The 2501-nt window shown below is 75.9% G+C and carries 2 protein-coding genes; both read left to right on the forward strand.

The window, feature by feature from the left end:
* A partial coding sequence (locus CWIS_RS05735; RefSeq protein ID WP_048342298.1) for a Coenzyme F420 hydrogenase/dehydrogenase, beta subunit C-terminal domain occupies positions 1 to 1199 on the forward strand: 1199 nt, incomplete at its 5' end.
* Positions 1196 to 2501, forward strand: a 1306-nt coding sequence (locus CWIS_RS05740) for a lipopolysaccharide biosynthesis protein (RefSeq protein ID WP_048342299.1), incomplete at its 3' end; no start/stop codon positions are given. The genes CWIS_RS05735 and CWIS_RS05740, both read left to right, overlap by 4 nt.

Here is a 2501-nt window from a genome sequence, read left to right on the forward strand (position 1 = left end):
TCGTGGGGACCGGGTGCTGCACGGGCTGCGGGATGTGCGCGCAGCTCGACGACGGCCTCGCGCTCACCCTCGACGCGCACGGCTTCGCCCGGCCGCACCGCGTCGGCGCCTCGACCGCCGACGACGAGGCGGTGCGGACGTTCCGCGCGGCGTGCCCCGGGATGACGGTGCGCGCGCAGCGGCCCGGGCGCGGGGCCGCCCCCGCCGCGACCTACCACCCGCAGCTCGGCCCCGTCCTGGCGTGCTGGGAGGCGGCCGCCACCGACCCGGATCTGCGGCACCGCGGGAGCTCGGGCGGCGTCCTCAGCGCGCTCGCGGCGTGGGCGACGAGCACCGGCGAGGTGGCGCAGGTCGTCGGGGCGCGAGCGGCGGCCGATCCCCGCCGGACCGTGTCGGTGACGATCCGCACGCGCGCCGAGGCGCTCGCCTCCGCGGGTTCCCGCTACGAGCCCGCCTCGGCGGCCGCTCACCCGCTCGCCACCGACGCGGGCGGCGCGACGATCGGCAAGCCCTGCGAGGCCGCGGCCCTGCGTGCACTGTCGCGCGCGCAGGGCGCCCCCGCGCCGCTCCTGCTGTCCTTCTTCTGCGCGGGGACGCCGTCGGCGCACGCGACCGACGCTCTCGTCGAGCAGCTCGGGCTCGCGCCCGGACAGGTCCCCGACGAGCTCTGGTACCGCGGTCGCGGGTGGCCCGGTCGGTTCACGGTGCGCGGGCCGGGCGGCGAGCAGGTGTCGGCCTCGTACGAGGAGTCGTGGGGCGGCGTGCTGGGCCCCGCCGTCCAGTGGCGGTGCCGGACCTGCCCGGACGGCATCGGGGAGAGCAGCGACGTCACGGCGGGCGACTTCTGGCGCGCCGACGAGCGCGGTTACCCGGTGTTCGACGAGTCCGACGGCTGGAGCGCGCTCGTCGCACGCACCCCGCGCGGCCTCGACCTCGTGCGGCGCGCAGTCGCCGCGGGGGTGCTGACGGTCCGCCCGATCACGCCCGACGAGGTCATGGCCGTGCAGCCGTCGCAGCGCAAGCGTCGCCGGACGCTCGCGGGCCGGTTGCTCGGCGCGCGCGTCGCCGGTGCGCGGGTGCCGCGCTACCGCGGCTTCGGCCTGGTGCGGCTCGGCGGGCAGCACCTGCGCGAGTCGGTGCAGACCGCCCGCGGCACGTTCCGTCGGGTGCGCTCAGGCGCGCTGCGGCGGTCGGCATGACCGTGTCGCTGCAGCAGAGCGCGGCCCGCGGCGTCCTGCCCACGGGCCTGGGCCTGGTCGCGCGCCTGCTCATCCAGGTGCTCACGGTCGTCGTCCTGGCGCGTCTGCTCGACCCGCGCGACTACGGCCTGGTCGCGATGGTCGTGGCGATCGTCGGCGTGGGCGAGATCCTGCGCGACTTCGGCCTGAGCTCGGCCGCGATCCAGGCCGCGACGCTCAGCCGCGAGCAGCGCTCCAACCTGTTCTGGCTCAACTCCGGGATCGGCGCGGCGATCGGGGTCGTGGTGTTCGCGCTCGCCGAGCCGCTCGCCGCGCTGTACGACGAGCCCGCGCTCGTCGCGATCACCCGCGCACTGTCCGTGACGTTCCTGCTCAACGGGATGATGACGCAGTACCGCGCCGACCTGGTGCGCGCGATGCGGTTCGGCGCCGTGGCCCGCACCGACGTGCTCGCACCAGCGCTCGCGCTGGCCACGGGCGTCGCGCTCGCTCTGGCCGGGGCCGGGTACTGGGCGCTGGTCGCGCAGCAGCTGACGCAGTCCGTCGTCGCGCTCGTCGCCTTCGGCGCCTCGGCCCGCTGGCTGCCCGGCCGGTACGACCGCAGCGCCCCCATGCGCGGCCTGTACCGGTTCGGCCGCAACCTGCTCGTCAGCCAGCTCGTCGGTTACCTCGCGAACAACGTGGACTCGCTCACGATCGGGTACCGGTTCGGCCCCGCGCCGCTCGGCATCTACAACCGCGCGTTCCAGCTCCTGATGAACCCGCTCAACCAGGTGCGCGCACCGAGCGTGACCGTCGCGCTGCCCGTGCTCAGCCGGGCGGGCATCTCCCCCGCGTTCGACCAGATCGTGCGCACGGGCCAGCTCGTGCTCGCCTACCCGGTGACCGTCGCGCTCGCCGTGCTGACGGGTGTGGCCGTCCCGCTCGTCGCGATCCTGCTGGGCGACCCGTGGGCGCAGGTGCCGCCGGTGCTCCGCCTGCTCGCGGTCGCCGGGATCTTCCAGACGCTGTCGTACGTCGGCTACTGGGTGTACCTCGCCCGCGGTCTCACGCGCGACCTCATGCAGTACACGCTCGTGTCGGCCGCGATCCGGATCGTGTGCATCGTGGTCGGCAGCACGTGGGGCGTGGTCGGCGTGGCCGCCGGGTACGCGATCGCCCCGATGCTCGCGTGGCCGATCTCGCTGTGGTGGCTCAGCCGCGTCACGCCCGTGCCGGTCCGCAGCCTGTACGGCGGCGCCGGGCGCGTGCTCGCGGTCGGCGCGCTCACCGCGGCGGCGACGTGGCTGGCCGTGGACCTGC

Source organism: Cellulomonas sp. A375-1, from assembly GCF_001040865.1.
Classification (GTDB): domain Bacteria; phylum Actinomycetota; class Actinomycetes; order Actinomycetales; family Cellulomonadaceae; genus Cellulomonas; species Cellulomonas gelida.